This window comes from Shewanella zhuhaiensis, assembly GCF_022484835.1.
GTDB classification, from domain to species: domain Bacteria; phylum Pseudomonadota; class Gammaproteobacteria; order Enterobacterales; family Shewanellaceae; genus Shewanella; species Shewanella khirikhana.
Genome location: NZ_JAKUDL010000014.1, coordinates 1 through 18,681 on the forward strand (window position 1 = coordinate 1; position 18,681 = coordinate 18,681).

Here is an 18,681-nt window from a genome sequence, read left to right on the forward strand (position 1 = left end):
TTTAAATGCGGAATAAGAATGTCGTTCAGGCAGGTAATAAAGCCCCACATAAAGAACAGTGTGGTAAGCGAGGCCAGAGCAAAACCGAATTTGCCACGGGTCTCTTGCCCCTCGGCCCCTGAAGGCCCTGGAGGAATTGAAACGGGAGCGCCGGACGCCATAGTGTTCTCCTTAATCTTATTATCATTATGGGGTTATCAATAACGGCTTATAGATGCCAATCATTGGGGTGCTTTGTGTCGCATCAGGTGTCACAAAGCGGCTGTGTCACAACACCGCTGTTGCAATATAGCTATCAGTAAAACGTCAGGCCTGCTCACCGGCCTTCACCGATAAGAAGATTGCGCCATAGCTGTCAAACGCCACCTGAAGGCCCCCAGCAGTGCTATCAGTTACAAGTGCCGCACCGCCAAGACCATGGCCACTGAGCTCAGTAGCCGTGCGGTAAGCGCTCAATTGCTGCGCCCGCTTATCATCAGATAAATTGAAGGCACAAAGCACAATTTCGTCACCAAGGCGCCTTTCAAAGGCAAGAACAGGCTCTTTGGTGTCAATAAATTTAATATCACCACCCACCAAAGCGGGCTGAGTACCGCGCCATGCCATAAAGCGGCGGAACTGATTCAGGATGGAATCAACCACCTTTTCCTGGCTTGCCACGCTTAAACTGCGATGAGTTTCCGGCAAAGGCAACCAGGGAGCGCATTCACCAAAACCCATAAAATCCCCTTCACTTTGCCATGGCATGGGGGTACGGCAACCATCACGACCTTTGAAGTTTGGCCAGAAGGCGATGCCGAATGGGTCTTGCAGCGCATCGAAGGGGATCTCGGCTTCGGTCAAACCAAGCTCCTCGCCCTGATACACACACAGGCTGCCGCGAAGACTGCCGAGCAGCGCCGACAGCATTTTTGCCATTTGCGGTGTGCCCTTGCCCTGACCCCAGCGGCTCAATACCCGCTCCACATCATGGTTACCAATGGCCCAGCACGGCCAGCCGTCGCCAATGGCATTTTCCAGTGCTTCCACTGTGCTGCGGATATAAGCGGCGCTGTAATCCTTGGTGAGCAGCTCAAAGCTGTAGGCCATGTGCAGGCGGTTATCGCCTTTGGTGTACTCGGCCATGGTGGCGAGAGAGTCTTCGCTTGAGACTTCACCTAAGGTCACTGTGCCCGGATAGCGGTCAATCAGCGCGCGCAAATCTTCAATAAAGCCCAGGGTTTCGGGGCGTTCATTGTTGTACCAGTGGTACTGATAGGCGTAAGGATTGTCTTCCGAGAAGCCCCGGCCCTGACGCTTGTCAGTGGGTTTGGCGGGATTGTCGCGAAGCTCGGCATCATGGAAGCAGAAAGTGATGGCATCGAGACGGAAACCGTCCACGCCCTTTTTGAGCCAGAACTCGACGTTATCGAGCACGGCGCGGCGTACGGCTTCGCAATGGAAATTAAGATCGGGCTGGCTTTTAAGGAAGTTATGCAGATAGTACTGCTGGCGTCTTGGTTCCCACTCCCAGGCGCAGCCACCGAAAATGGCCAGCCAGTTGTTGGGCGCCGTGCCGTCTTCGCGGGGATCGGCCCACACATACCAGTCGGCCTTGGGATTATCACGGCTCTGGCGGCTCTCGGCAAACCAGGCGTGTTCATCTGAGGTATGGCTTAATACCTGATCGATAACCACTTTCAGGCCAAGTGAGTGCGCTTTGGCAATCAATTCATCGAAGTCAGCCATGGTGCCGAACATAGGGTCGACATCCAGGTAGTCACTGATGTCGTAGCCGAAATCTTTCATAGGCGAGCGGAAAAACGGCGAGATCCAGATGGCATCCACATTCAGGCTGGCAATGTAATCCAGGCGCTGGATGATCCCTTTCAGATCGCCAATGCCGTCGCCGTTGGTGTCCTGCAGGCTGCGCGGATAAATCTGGTAAATGGCAGCGCCACGCCACCAGGGAGTATTGCTCATTCTCGCCCCTTTTCTTTCTTCTTATTGAAGCCTTTACGGCTTTTACCCCACTTGCCTGTTGGCCGATTGTTGCCTTTTGGTAAGCGTGGCTGACTCGGTTTCATGTTGCATGGAGGATACGTGACAAGCAAAACCCCCAGCAATACACCTGCATACGTATGCACAGTATCGATGCATGCAGCCACAGCAAACCTGACATTATTAATCTATAATTATCATCACGTTAGACATCAGACGATTTGTTAATCGCTTGTTGAGACCAGCCCCTTGATCCAGTGGCTAACCCCGGGGGCAGTCTTTGAATACGTATGCACTCGGTTGTGAAGCCAAATAAGGCGGGAGTAGTATCTTCACCGTTGCGCAACATGTTGGTCATAAAAACAGCTCTTATGCAGTCAATTAAGTGCTTGGATGCCCAATAACACCAATAAACAAAGACTGTTGTCCCAACACTTCAGGTTCGCAGGCACCCTAGGCCCGGCGACACAAAGGGGAAAGATGAATGATGCAATTTAAACCAAGTGTGCTCACCCTGGCGCTTATTGCCGCCGGCGCAAGCATGTCAAGCTATGGCGCCGAAGAAGCAGCCAAGACACAAACTGCCAATGAAGAGCCAATTGAGGTCATCCAGGTAACGGGTATCCGCCGCTCACTGCAAGAGTCCCAGGCCACCAAAATGGCCAACTCCTCCGTGGTGGAAGCCATTTCCAGCGAAGACATCGGCAAGCTGCCGGATGTGAGTATCGCTGAATCTCTGGCCCGCCTGCCCGGCGTTGCCGCTCAGCGTCTCGATGGCCGCGCCAACGTGATTTCTATCCGTGGTCTGGGCCCGGATTTCACCACCGCCACTCTCAATGGCCGTGAGCAAGCGTCGGTAAACGACAACCGTGGCGTTGAATTTGACCAATATCCTTCAGAACTGCTCGATCAGGTGGTGGTCTACAAGACCCCGGATGCAACCCTGATGGCGCAGTCCATTGGTGGTACCGTCGATATGCGTACCATCAGCCCCCTCGCCCATGGCGAACAGACATTCGTTGTCGGTGCCCGTGGTGAATACAACGATTTGGGCGCTCTGAACAGTGACAGCACCGACAAGGGCTACCGCTTCAACTTCTCCTATGTGGATCAATTCCTGGACGACACCCTGGGTGTAGCCGTGGGTTATGCCCGCATGAGTTCACCCAACCAGGAAGAGCGCTGGCAGGCCTGGGGTTACCCAGAGCTGGACTATGATGCCAACAACCCCAAGGTCCTTGGCGGTGCCAAGCCATTCGTACGCTCAAGCGAACTCGAGCGTGACGGCGTACTGGCCGTGGTTGAATATCAGCCAAACGATAAGTTCCACAGCCTGTTTGACCTCTACTATTCAAAGTTTAAAGACCAGCAGCAGCTGCGCGGTATCGAAATTCCCGGTCAGTGGGGCGCAGGCTGGGGTAACACCGGCATCACCGCTACCAACTCGGCCGATGGTCTGGTAACCGAAGGCGTTATCAACGCTGCCGGCGTAGTTGTACGTAACGACGTTAACACCCGCGACGCCGATGCCCTGTCTATTGGTTGGAATAACCAGTATCAAATCAACGACAACTGGGCAGTAGAAGCCGATATCGCCCTCTCCCGCGCCAGCCGTACCGACTTAGGTATGGAAAGCTACAGCGGCACTGGCCGAGGTAATGGCAATGGCGCCACCGATACCCTGGGCTTCATGTACGATGGCGATGGCCGTTATCAGTTCAGCCACAACCTGGATTACGCCGATCCGGCGCTGATCAAGCTGGGCGGCGCCTTCAGCTGGGGTAACCCAATTGGGCCCGACAGTCAGGACGGCTTCATCAACAAGCCTGAAATCGATGATGAACTCAAATCGATGCGTCTTGCCGCCGAATACACCTTCGATGACGGTGCGGTGCGCAGCATCGAGTTTGGCGTAAACTACACCGAACGTGAAAAGAGCAAGCTGGATCAGGGCTTCTACCTGACCCTGAAACAGTACCCAGACATGCTCACTGTGCCAGAAAAGTACCTGCTGGACCCAACCTCGCTGGAATTCTTCGGCATGGGTGACATGCTGAGCTACGACTCACTGGCGTTCTACAACGATGGCAACTACATCGAAACCAACGCCGATACCGTGGACTTGAGCCGTGCCACCAACTCCTGGAAGGTGTACGAAGAAGTGACCACCGCCTTCGTGATGGCCAACATGGAAACCGAAATCGGCGGTCTGCCGCTGAGCGGTAACTTCGGGTTGCAGGCAGTGCACACCGATCAGAGCTCTGACGGCACAGTTGCGACAGTTGATTCAGGCTCAGTGGTGAAAACACCAATCACCGCCGGCGACAGCTACCTAGAGTGGCTGCCAAGCATGAACCTGACGCTGGAAGTGGCCGAAGATCAGGTGGTGCGCCTTGCAGCCGCCCGTACCCTGACCCGTGCCCGCATGGACAAGATGAATGCCAACGTCAACTTCAGCTACAACGCCAATCCAACCGATGGCGTGAACTGGAACGGCGGCGCCGGTAACCCTATGCTGCGTCCCTGGCTGGCCCGCCAGTACGACATCAGCTACGAGAACTACTTTGCCGATCAGGGATACTTCTCTGTGGCCATGTTCTACAAGGACTTGGAAAACTACATTTTCGATCAGCAAAGCAACTTCAACTTCGGTGAAGTCTTCCCTGACGTACCAGGCAACCCAATCGGTAACGTTACCCAGCCTCAAAATGGTAACGGCGGCTATATCCGCGGTATCGAAGCCACAGTGCAGCTGGACTTTGGCTACTTCGCCCCGGCAATGGAAGGCTTCGGTGTGTACCTGAGCGGTACCTACAACGAAAGCGAAGTGAAGGAAACCGCCGACTCAGAGCCAACCACGCTGCCAGGCCTGTCTGAGAAGACCTTCAACGCCACCATGTACTATGAAAACAGTGGCTTCCAGGCACGGGTAAGCTCACGCTACCGCTCAGACTTCCTCGGTGAAGTGACCAAAATCAGTCTGCAGCGCGAAAACGTGAACATCATGGCCGAAACCGTGGTGGACGCCCAGATTGGTTACGACTTCTCTGAGAGTGGTATCGATGCACTGTACGGCCTGTCTGTACTGCTGCAGGTAAACAACCTCACCAACGAGCCGTTTATCTCCTACTTTGGCGATGACAAGCGCTTCGTACGTGATTACCAGAACTATGGCCGCAACTTTATGCTGGGCGTGAACTACAAGTTCTAAGCCACGCGGCTCCCTGACTGCCCTCGCCTTCGGTGAGGGCATTTTTTTATCCGCCATTGCCTGATAACGTTCAGTTAACATTGCGATGGCAGCGAGGGGAAAGCAGATGACAGAAAAGCACAGCGCCATTACCTCGGTACTGATTGTTGGCGGCGGCAGCGCCGGGTGGATGAGCGCCGCCCTGCTGGCCAGAGTCTTTAAAGGCAGGCTTGCCATCTCCCTGGTGGAGTCCAGCGAAGTCGGCACCATCGGAGTTGGCGAGGCAAGCATCCCGCCGCTGACGCTGTTTAATCAGGGCCTTGGCATCGACGAAGCCGAGTTTTTGCGCCATACCCAGGGCAGTATCAAGCTGGGGATTGAATTTCAGGGCTGGGGCGACAAAAACAGCTGCTACATGCATGCCTTTGGCGCCATGGGCAAAGATCTGGGGCTTATCCCCTTTCATCAGCTGTGGCTGAAACGCTTTCTTGGCAGTGGCGATACCGGCAATAGTGCCAACCCGGCGAACGACTTTTGGCGCTACTCGCTCAACAGCCAGGCCGCCAAGGCCAATCGCTTCGCGCCCATGGCGCAGATTAATGGCACGCCGCTCTCCGGCCTCACCCACGCCTACCATTTTGACGCCGGACTCTACGGCGCCTTCCTTAAGGACTACAGCACGGCGCGCGGTGTGACTCACATCGATGGCCATATCGCCTCGGTGGATCTTGAGCATAGCCACCACGAGCGGCGCATCGCCTCGGTCAGCTTAACAAGCGGTGAGGTACTCAGCGCCGATTTTTACATCGATTGCTCCGGCATGAAGGCGCTGCTGATAGAAGAGGCGCTGGGTGCAGGTTTTGACGACTACAGCGCGCTGCTGCCATGCAACCGCGCAATAGCTGTGCCGTCTGAGCGCACCGAGCCACTGACCCCATACACCCAATCCATTGCCTTTGAAGCCGGCTGGCGCTGGCGGATCCCCCTTAATCATCGCACCGGCAATGGAGTCGTGTATTCCAGTGAATTTATGTCAGACGATGAGGCCGAAACTAAGCTGCTTGAAGGCCTGGATGGCAAGCCACTTGGCGAGCCAAGGCGGATCCGCTTTACCACAGGCAGGCGTAAGCAGCAGTGGGCCGGTAACTGTGTCGCCATAGGCCTGTCCAGCGGCTTTCTGGAGCCGCTGGAGAGCACCAGCATACATCTGGTGCAATCTGCGCTGCTGCAGTTGGTGCGTTTCTTCCCGGCCAGCAGTGATTTCAAGGCCTGCCGCGACGGCTTTAATCGCGCATCACAGCAGGAATTTGAAGAAATCCGCGACTTTATCCTGCTTCATTATGTACTGAACCGCCGGGATGAACCCTTCTGGCGCGCCCGTGCGGCGGTGGCATTGCCCGAAAGCCTGGCCAGCCGGATGGCGCTTTTTGCCGAAAACGGCAGCCTTGAGCGCCACTCGGATGAACTCTTCTCTGCGCTTGCCTGGCAACAGGTACTGTTGGGGCAAGGATTGGTGCCGATAACCCACGCCCCGATAGCCGATACAGTGCCGGGGGCTGAGCTTGCAGAATATCTTGAAAATATACATAAAATTCAGCAGCGCGCGCTCTCATCGCTGCCACTTCACAGTGAGTTTTTGGCTAAACTGTCTCGCTGAAAGGATTTGAATTATGGTCAACGTTCGCTTTTCCCCGGGCCGCATCTTAGCCCCCACCTCCGCAGTCACCTTTACAGGGCGCCTTGTTGTCAGCAGCCTGATGTTGTTGCTGTTATCCGCCTGCGATGATGCGTCAGCTGTCAATATCCAGTCTCAGGAACATCAAGCTGGAAGCCAAATCCAGGTGTCGCCGCCAAACTGGTGGGCTGGCATGCAAACGCCCACTGTGGAGCTGATGCTCGAGGGTAAAAATCTGCAAGGCGCTAAGGTCAGTATTGAACGAAGCGGCCAAGCCCAAGGCGTAAGCATAGTGAGCACACAAACGGCCGACAGCCCCAACTACCTGTTTGTGACCCTGGATGTCTCCAAAGCGCAGCCCGGCACTTTCACCCTGAATATTGCCAAACAGGGCGACACCATCAGCCTTCCCTACCGCCTTGATGAGCGTAACTTAAGCCCGGCGCACCAGGGTTACTCCAATAAGGACGTGATTTATCTCATCACCCCGGACAGGTTTGCCAACGGCGATACCGGTAACGACAATGTGCAAGGCTATGCCGATCGCGCCAAACCCGACTTTGATGGTGGCCGCCACGGGGGCGATCTGGCCGGGATCGCGCGCAGACTCGATTATCTTAACGACCTTGGGGTCACCCAGCTTTGGATAAACCCTCTACTGGAAAATGCCCAGCCTGAGTATTCTTACCATGGTTACTCCATCACCAATCACTACCAAATCGATCCACGCTTTGGCAGCAATGATGATTATGCGGCGCTCGGCCTCAATGCCGGCAAGGCTGGCATGGGACTTATCATGGATGTGGTACTCAATCATATCGGCTCGGGCCACCCCTGGATGCGGGACTTGCCGTTTCACGACTGGGTAAACCCGCAAACTAAACACACCAGCCACAGGCGCACTGCCGTACAAGACCCCTATGCCGCCCCCGCTGATACCGCAGCCTTTGCCGATGGCTGGTTTGTGGAGTCGATGCCCGATCTGAATCAGCGCAATCCGCATCTGGCGCGATATCTTATTCAAAACACCCTCTGGTGGATTGAAACTGCCCGTCTCAGTGGCCTTCGAATCGACACCTGGTCTTACTCAGACAAAGCCTTCTTGAAGGCCTTTTCCCATGCAATGCTTACCGAATACCCCAAGTTGAGCATGGTGGGTGAAGAATGGAGCAGTAACCCTGTGGTGGTGAGTTACTGGCAAGCCGGAAAGCAAAACCCCGATGGCTATGACAGCGAACTGCCGGGGCTAATGGATTTCCCCCTGTATGAAACCCTGCTGCAGGCCGTAAATGAAGACGAAAGCTGGGGCACGGGCCTTATTCGGCTATACGAGGCCCTGGCCAATGACAAGCTCTACCCCAATGCCGAAAATCTGGTGCTGTTTGAAGGCAATCACGACACCAACCGCCTCTACAGCCTGCTTGGACGCGACATGAACAAGTTCAAGCTGGCGCTTGCCTATGTGCTGCTGTCAAATCGGATACCACAGATTTTCTATGGCACTGAGTTTGCCATGCAAAGTCCGGTTGAGGGCCGTAACGATGGCGCTGTGCGCGCCGATATGCCCGGTTTCACACAGCAAGCCTTTGGACAAAAAGAGATAAACGCCATGGCTGCGGAGGCCAAAGAAGCCTTTGCCTTCACCCGCGCATTATTGCATTACCGCAAAACAAGCGACGCCATTCACCATGGCAAACTGGTACACTTTGTTCCCGAAAACGGCCTCTATGTGCAGCTGCGGCTCGCACCCGAGAACCAGGGGCAAAAAGCTCAGAACAAAGGCAAAAGCCTGATGGCTATTTTCAATAAAAACAATGACTCAACCAAGTTGAACATGCAGCGCTTCGCCGATTTCCTGCCTATTGGCCACCCAATAGCAGATATTCTTGAACAGCAACATTTTTCGCTGCCAGCCACGCTGGACGTGTCAGCCCCAGTGACCTTATTGGAGTTTTAATGGCCATGGATTTGTTTACTACAGCACCCGCCTGTCACCCTGTTCGTTTTAAAGTGCGCAGCCTTTGCACTCTGGGAACATTGGCTGCCCTACTTACAATCAATGGCTGCGCCGCGCCCGCAGAGAGTGCTGACAATACCGAAATCAATGCCTACACCAGGCCCGACACTGCGCAAAAGTCCCCTCTTATCTACCAAATGCTGCCACGGGTGTTTGGTAACCAGAACCTGACCAATAAGCCCTGGGGCAGCATCACGGACAATGGCAGCGGCAAGTTTGCCGATATCGACGATGCCGTGCTGGCCGATATCGCCGATTTGGGTGTAACCCACGTGTGGTACACAGGAGTGCTGCACCATGCGTCGCTCACCGACTACAGCGCCTATGGCATAGATAAAGACGATGCCGACGTGGTCAAGGGTATCGCAGGCTCGCCGTACGCCATTCGCGACTATTACAACGTCAATCCGGATCTGGCTATCGACCCGGCAAAACGTTTGGATGAGTTCAAAGCCCTGATTGAGCGCACCCACACGGCAGGCCTTAAGGTGATTATTGACATAGTGCCCAACCATGTGGCGCGTCGTTACCACTCCACCAGCGCCCCCGAAGGCGTTGAGGATTTTGGTGCACGGGACATTACCTCGGTTGTGTTCGATAAACACAATAATTTTTACTATGTGCCCGGCAGCGACTTTCAGGTACCCCAGGACACCAACAGGCCACCAGCCGCAAACCTTGACGCAGTTGGTGCCGCTCAGGATGGCCACTTTGCGGAAAAACCGGCCAAATGGACCGGCAATGGCTCAAGCGCAGAGCAGCAGCAGGCCAACCAGCCGGGGCTGAACGCCCCCAAGCCAGACGACTGGTATGAAACCGTCAAGCTCAACTACGGCGTCCGCCCCGATGGCAGCCTTAGCTTCCCAACGCTGCCTGCTGAGCTTGCCTTTGCAGCAATAGCAGACCATCAGGCCTTTTGGGCACGGCAGACCGATTTACCGGATACCTGGCTTAAGATGCGTGATATCAGCCGTTTCTGGCTGAGTATGGGAGTGGATGGCTTTCGGTTTGATATGGCAGAAATGATGCCTGTGGCCTTCTGGAGCTTCCTTGCCAGCGATATTAAGGCTCAGCGCAGCGATGCTCTACTGATAGCCGAAGTGTATAACCCCAGGCTATATCCGTATTTTATCGGCTTTGGCAAACTGGATCTGCTGTACGACAAGGTCGGCCTGTACGACACCTTAAAGGCCGTCAGCCAGGGTAAGGCACCCGTAGGCCATATTCAGCAGCGATTAGGTGAAATCAAGCCCTACGCATCCCATATGCTGCATTTCCTTGAAAATCACGACGAGCAGCGTATCGCCAGCCCCGAATTCCTCGGCGACGCGCAAAAAGCCTTACCTGCACTTGCGGTATCAACCCTCGCGACCGAAGGGCCCTTTATGCTCTATTTCGGTCAAACCCTGGGGGAAGACGGCAGCGAAACAGGCGGATTTGGCAAACCCAGTCGCACCAGTATTTTCGATTATGTGGCTGCTCCCGCTATGGCGAGGTATCTGCAAACAGACGATAAGGGCACCTTTGGCAGCCACAGTCAGCCGCAGGAGCTGGCACTTCGGGCCAACTATCGCGCCCTGCTCGCTCTGGCTGCAGAAATCAAGTCTGACCCTGTTGCCAGGTTTTCAGTGTTTCAAGGCGCCAAGATGACCAATGGCCAATTACGTAAAAACAATTACGTCAGTATTGCCCGTGGCGACTATGTCATTCTGGCAAACTTCTCCGATGCACAGGTGACAGATATTGGCAATCCTGCCAAGCCATTCGCCCAATTTGAACGTATGACCAAGCCCCGACGTACTGAGGCTGAGGCTAAGGCTGAGGCTACGGCACAAAGCCCCGAAGATGCCATGCCAGAGCTGCTGTTACGCCAGCCCCAGGGAACAGAAGGCGAAGGACTGGCGCCCTGGGGCGTGAATGTCTATAAATTGCCTTCAAAATAATTAGTACCAACATAAAAACAGCGGATCTGGTTCAACCTCAGGTCCGCTGTTTTTGTCTCTATTTTAGCAGTGTGAAGGTTCTGACTGCGATCCTACACCTCGCATCCGGCGGCATGGAATCGAGTGTACGCGACCGTTTGGCTTTTACTCAGAAACAGGCTTTTACTCAGAAGCAGGCTGTTACTCAGAAGCAGGCTGTTACACAGGATCATGCCCTCACTCAGACGCTTTATCTTCCAGCCCAAGCCCCAGATTGAGCCGATACATTTCTGCCAGCAAGGCGCCAGCCTCCCGATGCGTAGAGGCTTCAAGCCCGGCCGTCACCCCTTGTTGATCGTCAGACTTACGCTGCTGCCCCAACTTGGCTTTGCCTTCAATTTTTTCGATTTGGATTTCAAAAGCAACGATGGCAGCGCTCAACCTGGCCACGTAATCCGCTGGCATCAGCACGCCCGATAACAGTCCTGGCTCAAAGCGGTTTACTGTTTCCATCAGGGTATCCATGGCCTGCGCCCCCTCAAGCAGCGTCACCCGTCCTTTTACCTGCACTGCGGTGTAGTTCCAGGTAGGAACCGCCGGGCCTTTGGCGTACCAGTTGGGGCTTATGTAGGCATGGGGCCCGGAAAATATCGCCAACACCGACTTGCCATCCAATTCTTGCCACTGGGGATTGGCTCTGGCCATATGGCCATAAAGTCTGGTGCCGCAATCACTTAAAATCAGCGGCAAGTGGCTTGCTTCAATGCCGCCTTCGGCAGAAATCAGCAGTGCAAACGGCTCACGCTTGATGAGTTCACAGGCTTGCGCCTGGTCGAGTTGTAACTTTGGCGGAATGTACACGAATAACTCCCTGCTGAACGGTTTGGCTAAAGGCCACAGATAAAGGTTTCGCAGACCGGCGTTGACGAAGTAACAGGCGAGCGGCCCCTGGGCAATAAGGAGTCCTGACATAGACAGCATGCCGATGGCTGCACCCTGCAATGCCAACACCAGCTTAACAGGCCGGACTGCAAGCCTGAAGCATAAGCAGCAAAATTAAATAAAATTCAGTCAGTAAGCGAGCCAACCCGCTATCGACAGCCTGCCAGGGCGTGTTACGCCAAGGTTATTGCGCCGGTATGAATACGTATGTAGAGAGTTGTCAGTCACATTGCTGCAACTTAGGATGAACACGCTGATTATGAGCCCCCTTGGGGGCTGGGTCGTTACGGAAGAATGGACCTTCCGGCTTTGGAGTACCTTCCCGGGTTTCGCTTCCACGAAACAGGGACAAGGTCTTGGGCGGCGAGCGTCTGAGGGAGGCTCTCGCCGCTGATTTTTTCATCAGGCATTCATAGCATGGCACGGGCGACTAACGCCCTGTATCCCAAAGCATAACTGTACCCATCAGCATCAATGCCCAATAATAACAGACAAGGCCGTTCCCAAAGAGCGCAGCCATTGTCGGTCAACAAGCAGGACACCTATGAATTCATCCCGGACCACCGCCTTTGACAGTGCCGAGGCAAGCCTTACCCAGCCCAGCGCGCATCTGAAACCCATGCTGTCGTTCTGGCAAATTTTCAATATGTGTTTTGGCTTCCTCGGCATTCAATTTGGCTTCGCCCTGCAAAATGCCAACGTCAGCCGCATTTTCCAAACCCTGGGCGCCAGCATCGATGACATTCCTATTCTGTGGATTGCAGGCCCCCTTACCGGCCTGTTGGTGCAGCCCATTGTGGGGCACCTGTCCGATAACACCTGGAACCGTCTGGGCCGTCGCAGACCTTATTTTTTAATTGGCGCCGTGCTGACCACACTGGCGCTTTTTGTCATGCCCCATTCCCCTTATCTGTGGGTTGCCGCAGGCATGTTGTGGGTGATGGACGCCTCTATCAATATCGCCATGGAGCCTTTTCGCGCCTTTGTCGGCGACAAACTGCCGGAAAACCAGCGTGCCAAAGGCTTTGCCATGCAAAGCTTTTTTATCGGTATTGGCGCTGTAGTGGCCTCAGCCTTGCCCTATCTGTTGTCTAATTACGCCGGAGTGGCCAATACCGCGCCCGAAGGCCAGATTGCCGATACAGTGCGTTACTCCTTCTACCTTGGTGGCGTGGTGCTGTTTTTGGCGGTAGGTTGGACCATAATCACCAGCCGTGAATACAGCCCTGAGCAAATGGCCGCGTTTGAGGAAGGTGATGCCAAGGGTAACAAAGTCGATAAGGCACACAGCCGCAGTGCTGCCCAGTATCGCAGTGGCGCCCTTGTCTGGTCAGTGACCGGCCTTATTATTACCGCCCTGACCGCCGCGCTCTCGCTTGATAAGCAGCTATATATTCTCGGCTTTGGGGTATTTGCCTTTGGCCCGCTGCAATATTACTGTGCTGGCGTGGTCAGTCGCTGCGCCGGTGAAGCCAATGCTGAGGCTCGCAGCAAGCAAGGCATGGTGTTCACTGTGGTGGATGACCTTTTCCATATGCCAGAGGCCATGAAGCGCCTGGCCTGGGTACAGTTTTTTTCCTGGTTTGCCCTCTTTGCCATGTGGATCTACACCACAGCGGCGGTGACCTCCTTCCATTACGGCACCTCAGATGTGCTTTCCAAGGCCTACAACGATGGCGCCGATTGGGTCGGGGTGCTGTTTGCCGCCTACAACGGCTTTGCGGCGCTTGCCGCCATGGTTATTCCGCTGATGTGCATGGTGTTTGGCCTGCGCGCGGCACACATGATTAACCTTTGCTTCGGCGGTATGTCGCTGATGAGCTTTTTCATCATCAAAGACGGCAGCATGCTGTGGCTGCCCATGATTGGTGTTGGATTTGCCTGGGCGTCGATTTTGTCTGTGCCCTATGCCCTGCTGTCCACCAGCCTGCCTGCGGGCAAGATGGGAACCTATATGGGGATTTTTAATTTCTTCATTGTGATCCCACAGCTGCTGGCCGCAACTGTGCTGGGATTCATCCTTAAAATGGTGTTCGCCAACGAGCCCATTTATGCCCTGATTGTTGGCGGACTCTCCATGGTGATTGCTGCCCTGTGTATGTTGCGCCTGCCAAGCACCGCGCCGTCCAACAACGCCTGATACCAATTAAAAACGGGAGACATTCACGTGCCATCCATGACCTCATTTTTACGCCCCAATGCCCGCCCCAATGCCCATCACGGTGCTCGCAAAGCTACGCAGCTGAGCGCCCTGTCCTTCGCCGTTGTGGCCGCCCTCGCTGCAGGCTGTAACGACAATACTCCCAAGCAGCCTGAAGGCAGCAGCGCAGCGCCAGTGACTGTGAGCATTGCCCCCGGCGCGCCCGGCGCAACGCCAACCTGGGCCTTTGCCGGCAAAACCGGTATCGGCACCAGTTATGAGCCCTATATCGATGGTAAGTACCAGGGCAGCGATGCCAATCCGCTGAGCCGGGTGTGGTTCTCTGTCGCCAATGGCGTACTGACCGAAACCATGTACGGCCTTATTCATAATGCCCAGCTGCGGGAGCTGTCTTTTATTATCAAAGGGAAAGACTTCATCGACTTTGAAGCCAAAGACACCAGCCACAGCCAGCGCTACCTGCATACCGATGCACAGGGGCGCCCTGAGTCGCTGGCATTGGTGCTTGAAAACAGCGACAAAGATGGTCAGTACCGTATCGAAAAGCAGCTTATTACCGACCCCCACCGCGACGCGCTGGTGATGAAAGTGACTATTACGGCCATGGCCGATGGCATCACCCCGTATCTGTACGCCGATCCGCAAATGGATAACGGCGGCGCCGACGATATCGCCTACCTCTCCAACGGCGGTTTTATGGCCGCCCAGGGCACAACGGCCGCAAACGCTGACACCAGTGCAATGAGCATTCGTGCCAGTGTGCCTTTCGTGGCCCGTCAGGTTGGGTTTGAAGGCGCTTCAGCCGGGGTGGAAAACATCCAAAAAGGCGCAGCCCTTAACGGCTTCAGCCAGACCTTTGAAGGCGCGCCCAATGAGGCAAAAAATCTTGGTAACATCGCCCTGACTGCTGAGCTTGCTTCGCTGAACAAGGGCGATACCCTCAGCTTTGAGGTGGTGCTCGGCTTTGGGAAGGCCAGCAGTATCGAAGCGGCCGCGAGCCTTGCCGATGAGGCCGCGAAGAAAAGCCTTGCCGCCGGTTTCGATGCCCTTGCCGATGATTTTGCCGGCAATGACAAGACCCCGGGCTGGCGCCAGTACCTTAAATCGCTGCCGGCGCTCAATGCCATGGCGCAGCAAACTGCCGATGGTGGCAGCCTGCTGAACCTCTCGGCCATGGTGCTCAAAGCTCAGGAAGACAAAACCCACGCAGGGGCGCTGATAGCATCCCTGTCCAATCCCTGGGGCGACACCATAGCGGCAGTCACCCCAAGCACAGGCTATAAAGCTGTTTGGCCACGGGACTTTTACCAGTGCGCCATGGCATTTTTGGCCATGGGCGATATCCAAACCCCCAAGGTTGCGTTTGAGTACCTCAAACAAATTCAGGCAGGGCCGGAGCTCGATGGCTATGAAGGCGTTCCCGGCTGGTTTTTGCAAAAGACCCACGTCGATGGCGAGATTGAATGGGTTGCGGTGCAGCTGGATCAAACCGCTATGCCGGTGATGCTCGGCTGGAAACTCTGGCAAGCGGGCGTGCTCAGCGATGATGAGGCCCGCAGTTGGTATCAGGAGATGCTCAAACCGGCAGCGGACTTTCTGGTGAGCGGCGGCGCTGTGAGTCTTGACTGGAACAAACGCAGCATCACGCCGCCCAAAACCCAGCAGGAGCGCTGGGAAGAGCAGGAAGGCTATTCCCCTTCCACCATGGCGGCGGTGATTACAGGCCTGAATGCAGCTGCCGCGCTGGCCCGTCATGCAGGTGATGAGCCCTCTGCCATGACTTATGCAAAAGTCGCCAGCGACTACGCAGCCCAGCTTTCATCACTTACGGTTACCAGCACAGGCCCACTGGCCGCACATCCCTACATAGTGCGTCTGTCACCCAATGGCGAGCCCAACAGCAGTGCCAAACTGGCCGACAACAACGGCAGGCCCGGTCTTGATCAGCGTGAAGTGCTGGATGCCGGCTTCCTTGAGCTGGTGCGCTACGGCGTGGTCAGCGCCGATAACCCGCTTATCCGCGACAGCCTGGCATTGGTGGACAGTGAATCCCTCAGTGACAACCTGAGGGTGAAATACAACTTTGTGACCCTAAGCGGCAACCCTTTCCCCGGCTTCAGACGCTACGGTAATGACGGCTACGGTGAAGACACCCAAACCGGTGCCAACTACGCTGAAAAAGGTGAAAACACCCCCAACCAGCGCGGCCGGGTCTGGCCATTCTTCACCGGCGAGCGCGGCCACTATGAATTGGCGGCGGTGACCCAAAATGGCAATGCCCTCAGCGATGAAGCGCGCCAGGCGCTGGTCAGCACCTATGTTGCCGGGATGGAGTCCTTTGCCAACGCCGGTGGCATGTTGCCCGAGCAGGTGTGGGACGGCATTGGCGATGCGACCCGTTTCCAATACAAACCCGGCGATGGCACCAACTCGGCCACCCCGCTGGCCTGGACCCATGCCGAGTATGTCAAACTGGTTCGCTCGGTCACCGATGGCGTTGTGTGGGATGGCTACCCGTTCAAAACAGACGCCAGCTTTGGTGAAGCCAAAGAGCCAGCCAACTAACGGTCTGCTCAAGTAGAACCATTGCAATAAAAAAGGAGCCCACAGGCTCCTTTTTTATTGTTAACTCAGCCGCTTTTCATTACAGCCAAGCAGTTTACCTTATGGTTGTAGCGGATAAGCGTCAGAGGTCTATACCGCAGGACTTTCGAACCACCAAACTGGTGGGAATGAGTTTTGGCGGTACTTTTTCGCCGCGAATAAGTTTAAGCAGTGACTCCACCAGCATTTCACCGGCAAGCTGGGTATTTTGCTTGATGGTGGTAAGCGGCGGATTGGCAAAACTCGCCACCGGAATATCATCGTACCCTACCACGGCCACATCTTCCGGCACCCTGAGCCCGGCTTCTTTAAGGGCGCGAATGGCACCGACGGCAATCAGATCGCTGGCGGCAAAAATCGCATCAAAGTGTGCCCCCTTGCGGATCAGCATATTGGCCGCTTCAAAGCCGGCATTCTCGGTGCTGATGGCGTCCACCTGACGGCGTTTATCCACCGCAAGCCCGGCATCTTTCAGCGCCCGCACGTGCCCAAGGTAGCGGTCGCGAAATTCTGGGCTGTGGCTTGAGGCATCGCCCAAAAAGGCAAATTCGCGCCTGCCAAGGGAAATAAGGTGCTCGGTGGCAATCAAACCGCCCTGCTGATTATCACAGGCCACCGACGCCACTGAGGATTTATTGTGCTCGGCGCCCCAAATCACAAAGTGGGTGTTTTGCGATAACAGCCGTTCCAGCTTGTGCTCATAGTCCACAAAATCGCCATAGCCCAGCAGGATAATGCCGTCGGCCTTGTTGCTGTCTTCGTAGTCGGCGTGCCAATCACTTGAGAGCTGCTGAAACGAGATAAGCAAGTCATAGCCTTGCTTGGCCGTGGCACGGGTAATGGAGCCCAGCATCGACAGAAAAAACGGATTGATGAGCGAGTCATCATTGGTGGGATCTTCACACAACAGCAGCGCCAGCGTGTGGCTGTTTTGGGTGCGAAGGTTACTGGCGTTTTTATCTACCTTGTAGTTGAGCTCGCGGGCGATGGCTTTGATCCGCTCTTTGGTCTCTTCACTCACAAGGGGGCTGTCGCGCAGCGCGCGGGACACCGTGGACTGGGAAACCCCGGCCCGGTAGGCGATATCGATGGAGGTCGCTTTGTTTGCCATATCCGGATTCTTGTTATTATCACAAAGGTCCAGTCACCGAGGCGTCTGGCCGCCGCGCCACGTTGGTGCGGCGACTCCATGGTAATTCAACAAAAATCCCTTGTATAGCAACAGCCTTCAGATCCCAAGCTCATCGAGCAGATCGTCAGCATCATCGGCCACTATGCCCTTGCTGGCCATTTGCGACCAGGGCGACTTGCCGTTGCCGTGCTCTTCAAGCAGTGAGTCGGGGTCAAACTCTTCGTCGAGTTCAAATTCCTGGGTTTTGACAAACTCTGTCTTATCCATGGCGAACTCAAGATAAAAGATGTGGTTGCTCTCGGTGCGAAACGAAACCCGTCTGGCAATGGGCTCATCGAGGTTGGCATCAATCGAGATGGTCAGCTCTTTATTGATGGTCAGCATCTTGGGCTGGCTTTGGCTGATGGAGGTTTGCAGCTCCTTGGAAACCTTACTGATAAAGTCGCCGAGGATTTGATTCATCAGCTCACCCATCACGTTGCCCACTTCGTCGGAAGTATGGGAGAACGCCAGTTCACTCTCGGGCATCCCCATGTTGAGCATATAACGGCGGTAAATTTCCACGGCAGCTTCGGCGGAGAAGTTAATCACCACCAGCCCGGAGAAGCCGCCATCGAAAATAGAGAAACAGCCCAAATCGGGGCGAAGCCGAGTCCGGCTGATGTTTTGTACCATGGCTGCGTGGGTCACCCGGCTGCCACTGGTGTGGGACAGCACATGGGACACCGAGTGGCACAGCTTCAGCAGAATGTCATCGGAAGTTACTGTTTGGGTTGCGCTCATCTTGGTTCGCCTTTTCTTGTGATTACTTAATCTTGAGCACAAATGGCCGATAAATCAAAGTCTAAACAAATGATTAGCCTGCCAATTGCTCAATTTGACGACAATTAGCCCGTAACAGGCTGATTTCCCACGCAGGAACCAGGCTCAGCTCACATTTTTATACCGTACAAAAGCCGCCGCTCTGGATCACGGAATTTAACTTTTCGCTGATTTTTTACAAAACCATAACCGGGAAAATGCAGGCTTATACGGTAAAATCACCGCGGTCTTACCCC

Annotated in this window: 11 protein-coding genes and 1 pseudogene; 6 read left to right on the forward strand and 6 right to left on the reverse strand. The window is 55.0% G+C overall.

Translation table 11 applies throughout. The annotated features are described in order from the left end of the window. Both MJ923_RS20350 and MJ923_RS20355 read right to left on the reverse strand, forming a co-directional pair. A pseudogene (locus tag MJ923_RS20350) lies at window positions 1-161 on the reverse strand (glucose/galactose MFS transporter); the annotation flags it as partial. Between the two features lie 145 nt (window positions 162-306). Further along, window positions 307-1,962, reverse strand: a complete 1,656-nt coding sequence (locus MJ923_RS20355; protein WP_240592627.1) for an alpha-glucosidase family protein — start codon at window positions 1,960-1,962, stop codon at window positions 307-309. Window positions 1,963-2,464: 502 nt separating this feature from the next. Here MJ923_RS20355 and MJ923_RS20360 point away from each other — a divergent pair. The 4 genes from MJ923_RS20360 (at window position 2,465) to MJ923_RS20375 (ending at window position 10,805) form a co-directional block, all read left to right on the forward strand. Further along, on the forward strand, window positions 2,465-5,191 hold the full coding sequence (locus MJ923_RS20360) for a TonB-dependent receptor (RefSeq protein ID WP_240592628.1): 2,727 nt from the start codon (window positions 2,465-2,467) through the stop codon (window positions 5,189-5,191). A gap of 106 nt (window positions 5,192-5,297) precedes the next feature. After that, window positions 5,298-6,827, forward strand: a complete 1,530-nt coding sequence (locus tag MJ923_RS20365) for a tryptophan halogenase family protein (RefSeq protein WP_240592629.1) — start codon at window positions 5,298-5,300, stop codon at window positions 6,825-6,827. A 13-nt stretch (window positions 6,828-6,840) separates the two neighbouring features. Next, complete coding sequence (locus tag MJ923_RS20370; protein WP_240592630.1) at window positions 6,841-8,802, forward strand: glycoside hydrolase family 13 protein; 1,962 nt, start codon at window positions 6,841-6,843, stop codon at window positions 8,800-8,802. Beyond that, window positions 8,802-10,805 carry an alpha-amylase family protein gene (locus MJ923_RS20375; RefSeq protein WP_240592631.1) on the forward strand — a complete coding sequence of 668 codons (2,004 nt, stop codon included), beginning with the start codon at window positions 8,802-8,804 and terminating at the stop codon, window positions 10,803-10,805. The genes MJ923_RS20370 and MJ923_RS20375 overlap by 1 nt, the downstream gene beginning before the upstream one ends. 216 nt (window positions 10,806-11,021) lie before the next feature. On the opposite strand, the gene MJ923_RS20380 is transcribed toward MJ923_RS20375, so the two are convergent. Both MJ923_RS20380 and MJ923_RS20385 read right to left on the reverse strand, forming a co-directional pair. Continuing rightward, window positions 11,022-11,756 carry an FMN-binding negative transcriptional regulator gene (locus tag MJ923_RS20380; protein ID WP_240592632.1) on the reverse strand — a complete coding sequence of 245 codons (735 nt, stop codon included), beginning with the start codon at window positions 11,754-11,756 and terminating at the stop codon, window positions 11,022-11,024. Window positions 11,757-11,946: 190 nt separating this feature from the next. Continuing rightward, window positions 11,947-12,129: a hypothetical protein gene (locus MJ923_RS20385; RefSeq protein WP_240592633.1), complete on the reverse strand. Its 183-nt coding sequence runs from the start codon at window positions 12,127-12,129 to the stop codon at window positions 11,947-11,949. A 141-nt stretch (window positions 12,130-12,270) separates the two neighbouring features. Here MJ923_RS20385 and MJ923_RS20390 point away from each other — a divergent pair, with 141 nt between their 5' ends. Continuing rightward, a complete protein-coding gene (locus MJ923_RS20390; RefSeq protein WP_420854500.1) occupies window positions 12,271-13,866 on the forward strand; it encodes an MFS transporter in 1,596 nt (531 codons plus the stop codon). Window positions 13,867-13,902: 36 nt separating this feature from the next. Beyond that, a complete protein-coding gene (locus tag MJ923_RS20395) occupies window positions 13,903-16,452 on the forward strand; it encodes a glycoside hydrolase family 15 protein (protein ID WP_240592664.1) in 2,550 nt (849 codons plus the stop codon). Between the two features lie 121 nt (window positions 16,453-16,573). Here the strand turns inward: MJ923_RS20395 and MJ923_RS20400 are convergent, their stop codons facing one another. Both MJ923_RS20400 and MJ923_RS20405 read right to left on the reverse strand, forming a co-directional pair. Beyond that, window positions 16,574-17,602 carry a LacI family DNA-binding transcriptional regulator gene (locus MJ923_RS20400; protein ID WP_240592634.1) on the reverse strand — a complete coding sequence of 343 codons (1,029 nt, stop codon included), beginning with the start codon at window positions 17,600-17,602 and terminating at the stop codon, window positions 16,574-16,576. Window positions 17,603-17,719: 117 nt separating this feature from the next. Continuing rightward, window positions 17,720-18,406 carry a DUF3334 family protein gene (locus MJ923_RS20405; protein WP_126166818.1) on the reverse strand — a complete coding sequence of 229 codons (687 nt, stop codon included), beginning with the start codon at window positions 18,404-18,406 and terminating at the stop codon, window positions 17,720-17,722. Window positions 18,407-18,681: the final 275 nt, after the last annotated feature.